We start from the raw sequence: 7,692 nt of genomic DNA, 5'->3' as shown, positions 1-7,692 counted from the left end.
CACATTGTTTAATGAAAAAGTCGCTAATTTTTTCAAAAACAAATAATCTGTTCAAGAAAACAGGCTTAATTACAGAGCTATGAATTATTCAGGTTATATAATATTATTTAATCTATTATATCTTACATTAATTAGAAATTTCCTGATTAATTTCGAGGAGGAAGTGAAATCGAAAAAGATAAAAAGAAAGCAAAAAAACTTGGAACTAGATTATGAATATTGTGAAGAAATCATAAAAGTACATTCCAAGAGTTTTTATTTTGCTTTTTCTAAGTTACCGAAAGAAAAAGCTCAGGCTGTATATGCAATTTATGCTTTTTGTAGACAAGCTGACGATAGTATTGATGAAGCATCATCTCCCTTAGAACAGAAACAAGCATTGGATGAATTAAAAAAACAGTTAGATCTGTTTAGCGAAGGAAATAATCTTGATACACCTATCTGGAGAGCATTGAGGGATGTGTTTGATCGATATGATATGTCACTTGAACCTTTTTATGATCAATTAGAAGGTCAAACAATGGATTATCATTTTGTTTAACCAGATACGTTAAATGAATTAGAAAGATACAGTTATTTTGTTGCAGGCTCAGTGGGGCTAATGCTATTACCCATCATTGCAACGGAAAACCATCAGGAACTAACTGATATAGCGATTTCTCTTGGAGTAGCAATGCAAATTACAAATATATTGAGAGATGTCGGAGAAGACCAGCGTGATAATAATCGCATATATTTGCCTAAAGAATTAATGGAAAAGACAGGATACTCTCGTCAAGATTTAAAAAATCAGACAGTTAATCAATCTTTTATTCTATTATGGGAATTACTGGCTTCTCGATCTGAAGAATTATACAAAATTGTGAAACAGAATCTATTGAAATTCGATTCGGATAGTCGTTTCCCAGTGCTGCTTTCAGCAAATATATATCAAGAAATTTTAAATACTGTTCGTAAGAATCAGTATGACTGTTTTACTATAAGAAATAAGACTTCTTTAATCAGAAAGTTATGTTTGTACCGAGAGGCTAATAGAAGTTTGAAAAATAGCTGATTTTTAAGGTGGTTAATAGTTGACTAAAAAGGAGAACATATTATGGAAGGTGTCCAACCGAGCAAGCAGAAGTCGATTGCAGTAATTGGTGGGGGTCTAGGAGGCATATCAGCAGCTATAGCTTTAGCGCAAAGTGGTTATAAAATTGATTTATATGAAAAAAACGAACATATTGGTGGAAAATTAAATCGTTTGGAACGTGAAGGATACGGATTCGATCTTGGACCTTCGATTTTGACTATGCCATTTATTTTTGAAAGATTATTTTTAGTTAGTGGTAAACGTATGGAAGACTATATACCTATTCAAAAATTGAACTTGCAGTGGCGGTCATTTTTTACCGACGGAACCACAATTGACCTATATGAAAAACTTTCAGATATGATAAAAGCCAACCCTTACTTAAATGAACAAGATTTGATAGAATATCGTAAATTTTTAGAATATTCCAAGTCTTTATATGAGGTCACTGAAAAAGGATATTTTAATAAAGGATTAGATACATTAGGTGATGTATTAAAATTTCATGGACCTTTGTCAGCTTTAAAAGACTTCGATGTTTTTTCTACTATGTCTAGTGCAATTGAAAAAAGGATCACTAATCTGCATATGCAGGAAATGCTAAAGTACTATATTAAATATGTAGGCTCCTCAGCCGATAATGCTCCAGCAATTATGAATATGCTTGCATATATGCAGCACGACCAAGGTCTATGGTATATTCCAGGAGGTATGCATAAACTAGGAGAAGGATTGCGTACCTTAGCAAACGAAGTGGGAGTGTCTATTCATACTGGCAAAGAAGTTGTTAAGTTGAACAATGAACAAACCAAAGAGATTCATTCAGCTGAATTATCAGATGGAAGCCTTGTTGAAGCAGATTATTTTGTCTCTAACATGGAAGTAATCCCAACATATAAATATCTACTTAATGAAGACAAAAAGATGATTGAACAGCTGGAACAAAAATTTGAACCTGCTGCTTCTGGTATGGTTCTGCATCTTGGTGTAGATCGTCTTTATCCACAATTAGCCCATCATAATTTCTTTTTTTCAGATGATTCTGACCGAAATTATGAGTCAGTTTTTCAGCATCATGAATTGCCTGAAGATCCCACGATTTATTTAGTAAATGTCAATAAAACAGATCCGGCACAAGCACCAGCAGGTCATGAAAATATTAAAGTTCTACCACATATCCCTTATATTCAAGACAAATCGTTTACTGATGATGAGTACGCTGCTTTAAGAGAAAGAGTATTAGTAAAGTTAGAAAAAATGGGATTAACTGATTTGCGAAAACATATCGTATTTGAAGATATGTGGCTACCGGAAGATATTCAGCAGACATATTATTCCAATCGAGGAGCCATTTATGGGGTTACTGCAGATAAAAAGCTGAATAATGGATTTAAACATCCTAAACATAGCGAACATTATGATAATTTATATTTTGTTGGAGGATCTGTTAATCCCGGTGGTGGAATGCCGATGGTTACTTTAAGTGGACAACAAGTAAGAGATATGATCGTGAAAAAAGATTATAAATAAACTCAGATTCAATCAGCTAGAAGGCCTTAAATTTTTTTATATTATTTAAAATCCCATATATATCATCTCAAGAATTGGATGATACAGTTCCGATACCAACTATTTCAATTATCATCCCTGTCAGAAATGAAGAAAAAAATATCGTTAATCTTCTTGATACATTAAACAGACAATCGCTTCAGCCGCAACAGGTCATTATAGTGGATGATGAGTCAACAGATCATACTGTTGAGGTAGCTTCCAAGTATAATGTGGAAATCAAAATTAAAAATCAAACGCAAAACGAAGAAGAACTCGTTGGCAAAACAGCAGCTTGTTACAGGGGCGCAATAGGCGCAACAGGGGAGTTGATGATATTTATGGACGCTGATACTTTTTTTGACCATGAAGATGCACTGAGAAACATTATTGCAGAATTTAAAAAGCTTAGTTACTCAGGGTTATTTACGATTCAGCCGTATCATCGTACTGTGAAGTTTTATGAAAAATTATCTGCCCCAATGAATATGGTCGTTATTGCAGGATTGAATTGTTTTACTCCTTTGAAAAATGTATTCAAAACCGGAGGAGCTTTCGGACCATTTCTAATGTGTTCTGCAAAGGAATATACGCTGACCGGAGGACATAAGGAGATACTCGGTTCACATCTGGATAATTTTATGTTGACGAAACTCTTTCAGGATCATAATCTTTCTGTATACAATTTTGGTGGAAAGGGGTCTGTTTCTTTTCGTATGTACCCAGAAGGACTGAAACATTGGTTACTTGGGTGGTCAAAAAGCATTGCAAGTGGTTCAAGCAATACACACCCGCTGATAATTTCAGCTGTAGGCTTATGGATAGCGGGTGGACTAATTATTCCTCTTTCAATAGTGTTCAGTTTACTGATAAATCCTTCTGTCTGGTTACCTGCTTTTATTTTTCTTTATTTTTTTTACGCAGGTCAATTTTTATGGTTGGCACAGAAGGTAGGAAAGTTCTCTAACTGGTTATTTATGTGTTATCCAATGTTATTGGTATCATTTATTATTGTCTATTCATGGTCATTCATTCAGGTACATATCTTGCATTCTGTATCTTGGCGTGATCGTAAGATAGATGTTTAAGAAAGGAGTTAACTACTATGACACTTTCTCAAACAATGTTGCTGTTACTATTAAATATTGGTATCTGGTTTATTATCCATATGTCTGTATCTATATCGCTGTTGTTTTTGCCTAAAAATCTTTTCTTAACTAATAGTTTGTTCAAATTTCTGTTTAATTCTTATGATTGGGAAAAAAGAGGACAGTTCTACGATATAGTCTTTCTAGTAAAAAGATGGAAAGATAAGTTGCCAGATGGCGCTTCCCTTTTTAATTTAGGTTACAGGAAGAAACACTTACATTCTTCTAATAAAAAAGATATCGAAGAATTCATCATGGAAACTAAGCGTGCTGAACTGACGCACTGGTTGATCATGCTATTAGTTCCGCTATTTTTCTTGTGGAACCCCTCTTGGGCAGCTTGGATAAATGCGATTTATGGAGTCAGCATCAATGCGCCATTCATTGTGATTCAACGATACAATCGACCAAGATTGGAACGAATCAAGCGACTTAAAGAACAGAGGATATAAGGGCAAGATTAATCATGAGATATTTATTGTCAGAATGCCAAAATAAATCTATGTAGGAGTAAGTATATGAATCAGTTATTTAAGATTGATCAATCAATTTTTATTAGAACAGTTACATTAAAAGTTAAAGATCTAGTTAAAGTAGCTGACTATTATGAACGAATAGGGTTAAAACGATTAACTGAGACAGAGCGAGAAATAACTTTAGGAATTAGTGAGTTAAAACCGCCACTATTGATTTTGAAGAAAGTGCAAGAGCCTAATCCACCAAGAAAGGTTGCAGGTTTATTTCATACTGCATTTTTACTTCCTGAAAGAAAGGATTTAGGTAATGTATTATATCATTTACTAAGTGAACAGATACCGATAGAAGGTGCTTCAGATCATGGGTATAGTGAAGCTGTTTATCTACGAGATCCTGAAGGAAATGGAATTGAAATTTATAGTGATAAACCAAAATCGAAATGGGATATCAAGCCAAATGGTAGAATAGCTGGAATCACGATCGAAATGGATACTGAAGGTGTTTTAGCAAGCAGAGATGAAAATGCTGCTGCCTTATTTCCTGTGCAAACGATAATTGGTCATGTCCACCTGTCTGTTTCAAGCTTAGAGGCGACACAAAATTTCTATGAGAAAATTTTAGGAATGGATTTAAAAGATAGATTTGGTGAACAGGCAAATTTTTTTGCAATGAATGGTTATCATCACCATATTGGAACAAATATCTGGTTAGGTAGAAACCTGCCAGCACCAAGTGAAAAGGATTTGGGATTAGAGGGATTTTCAATTATTGTTACCTCGAAAGAATATTGGCTTAATTTAAAAGAACAACTAAAATCCTGCGGAGTAAATGTTATGGAACAAGGTGAAAATAGGTTTGCGATTATAGATCCTAATGGTATAAAAATTAAATTTTTAAAAAATAGTCCAGATAATAGCCTATAAAATTGATTTTAGAAAAGAAAGGATGAAATGATATGCCGATTACAGATTATACAGTGACAGATATGTCAGAAAATGAAATTTCTCTATCTAAGTATGCTGGAAAACCATTATTGATTGTAAATACCGCCAGCCAATGTGGACTTGCATCTCAATTAAAGGATCTTGAAAATTTGTACCAGGACTATAAAGAGAAAGGATTTGTAGTCTTAGGATTTCCCTGTAGCCAGTTCATGAATCAAGAACCGTTAGAAGGAGAAGAAATAGCAGAATTCTGCCAAATGAACTATGGAGTTTCTTTCCCATTGTTTGATAAGATCAAAGTTAATGGAGATGAGACGCATCCTCTGTTTAAGTATTTAAAAGATCAGACAGGAAATAAAATGATCAAATGGAATTACACAAAGTTTTTGATTGATGCTGATGGAGAAGTAGTAAATCGGTATGCTCCTACGACTAGTCCAAAGAAAATAGCAAAAGATATTGAAAAATTACTTTAAATTGAATTGCTTAAAATAAAGATAGTTTACTAAGCAGAATATCTAGTCTGTTTAGTAAACCTTTTTTGTAACTATTATTTCAGGTTAGATATCAAATATAGAAAAACGAATTGTATTTATATAAAAATATAAAGTGTTTATATTAGAAGAGAAAGGGCAGATTTATGGTTTCAGTAATGTGGTTTAGAAGAGATCTAAGGTTAGAAGATAATATTGCACTTGCGAAAGCATTTGAAGAATCGGAGCAATTGATTCTGGTTTTTCATATTAATCCAGAACAATTCTTGGAAAATAGCTTGAATCATGATGCTTTTTTTGCGAGTGTATGGCATTTTAAAGAAGTACTGAAGAAAAGCGGACTACATTTACAAATATTATATGGGGATATAACAAAGAGTTTTTCTGATCTGAAAAAATCATTTCCTAACTGGTCGGAAATTTATTTTAATAAGGATGAGAGAGGTTATGGAAAACAAAGGGACGATAGAATGAGAGAGTTTTTCAAAAAACATGAGATAGCCGTTCACTCTTATATGGATCATTACTTACATGGAGCGTATGAAGTACAAAATAATTCTGGAGATCTTTATAAAGTTTTCACTCCTTATTATAATAAGTGGATTGAACTAGAAAAACCGACCCCTATACAGGTGATGATTAATCCGAAAAAGGTACTTAAAGAAGTTTTATTCAAAGAGAACGAAGAAAAATTAGAAAAAATGGTAAAAGAATCTAGCTTGAATATTCACTATCTGCCTGGAACTGAACAAGCAAAGAAGCAGTTAAATAAGTTTATTGAAGAAAAAATTGACAAATATAAAAAAGCAAGAGATTATCCTTTCGAAGATAATACAAGTCGATTATCTCAGTATCTGAGAACAGGGGAGATCAGCATACGTACTGTCTGGAATGCAGTGAAAAAAGAAACAAGCTCCGAGAGCCAGAAAACTTTTTTAAAAGAATTATGCTGGAGAGATTTCTATCATATGATTTATGTAGGTAACCCAGATCAGAAAATGAAGCCAATAAAAACTCAGTTTTCAAATATTCAATGGAATAATGATAAGGAACAATTTGAAAAATGGAAACTTGGTCATACAGGTTATCCACTCGTAGATGCAGCTATGAGACAATTGAACGAAACCGGATGGATGCATAATCGGTTGCGCATGATTGTTGCATCATTTTTAACTAAAGATTTACTGATAGATTGGCGTTGGGGTGAAAGATATTTTCAGAAAATGCTGATTGATTATGATGCTTCAAGTAATATAGGAGGCTGGCAGTGGGCAGCTTCGACAGGTACAGATGCAGTGCCTTATTTTAGAGTGTTTAATCCCACGACTCAGTCTGAAAAATATGATCCTTCAGGTAATTTTATCCGTAAATATGTAACAGAGTTAAGTGCTGTTAAAAATGAGTACATCCATGACCCGGAGAAAATGAGCAAAGAAGAACAAGAAGCGGCAGGTGTAATAATGGGTGAGCATTATCCTTATCCTATAGTCAATCACTCTGAAGCTAGAAAAAGAGCTATATCCGTTTTTGAAGAGAGTAAGGATATAGTTCAATAAATAGGAAAGCCAATGTGCTCGTAGAAGTGCATTGGCTTTTTTTCATCTATATCTTTTCCCGATGATTATCATAATAAAATTACGAATTTTTATTACTATCTTTTGCAATGATACAGCAGTCTAAGATTACTCGAATTCGTACTATGTGAAGATTCTCTTTAAAAAAATAAAAAGAGCAACAGAAAATCAAACAAAAAAAGCTTACTATATAGTAGTTTTTGAATAAAATAAAAAGAAAAGGAAAAAAAATCTGAATAAATTGTTGACTATTTCACAATATTATTATATAGTTTTAAGTGTAATGAAACGGAGAAGAAACATCCTATTTTAGTGCATTCTCTCCTTCTTCTCCTCCTTTCATTAATATAATAATATCCAGAGTTCAGTTCATAGCTTTTCTATATACTTATACTTAGTTAGCGATATAGCAAGTTTATTGATAATGAACTC

6 protein-coding genes and 1 pseudogene are annotated in these 7,692 nt (G+C 33.3%); all 7 read left to right on the top strand.

What is annotated here, in order from left to right:
* Positions 1-79: 79 nt before the first annotated feature.
* A pseudogene (locus tag BM212_RS06085) lies at positions 80-1,054 on the top strand (phytoene/squalene synthase family protein).
* Between the two features lie 42 nt (positions 1,055-1,096).
* Positions 1,097-2,605 (top strand): phytoene desaturase family protein, encoded by a 1,509-nt coding sequence (locus BM212_RS06080; protein ID WP_091897256.1) that lies wholly within the window; start codon positions 1,097-1,099, stop codon positions 2,603-2,605.
* 74 nt (positions 2,606-2,679) lie between these two features.
* Complete coding sequence (locus BM212_RS06075) at positions 2,680-3,711, top strand: glycosyltransferase family 2 protein (protein ID WP_177206361.1); 1,032 nt, start codon at positions 2,680-2,682, stop codon at positions 3,709-3,711.
* Between the two features lie 17 nt (positions 3,712-3,728).
* Complete coding sequence (locus BM212_RS06070; protein ID WP_072695522.1) at positions 3,729-4,223, top strand: glycosyl-4,4'-diaponeurosporenoate acyltransferase CrtO family protein; 495 nt, start codon at positions 3,729-3,731, stop codon at positions 4,221-4,223.
* Positions 4,224-4,289: 66 nt separating this feature from the next.
* Positions 4,290-5,171: a VOC family protein gene (locus BM212_RS06065; RefSeq protein WP_072695520.1), complete on the top strand. Its 882-nt coding sequence runs from the start codon at positions 4,290-4,292 to the stop codon at positions 5,169-5,171.
* 32 nt (positions 5,172-5,203) lie between these two features.
* Positions 5,204-5,668: a glutathione peroxidase gene (locus BM212_RS06060; RefSeq protein ID WP_091897249.1), complete on the top strand. Its 465-nt coding sequence runs from the start codon at positions 5,204-5,206 to the stop codon at positions 5,666-5,668.
* A gap of 164 nt (positions 5,669-5,832) precedes the next feature.
* A complete protein-coding gene (locus BM212_RS06055) occupies positions 5,833-7,242 on the top strand; it encodes a cryptochrome/photolyase family protein (RefSeq protein ID WP_091897245.1) in 1,410 nt (469 codons plus the stop codon).
* Positions 7,243-7,692: the final 450 nt, after the last annotated feature.

It is taken from the genome of Marinilactibacillus piezotolerans (assembly GCF_900114235.1).
GTDB classification, from domain to species: Bacteria; Bacillota; Bacilli; order Lactobacillales; family Carnobacteriaceae_A; genus Marinilactibacillus; species Marinilactibacillus piezotolerans.
Note: the sequence above shows the minus strand (reverse complement) of the source record. Positions and strands in the feature narration are given on the sequence as shown.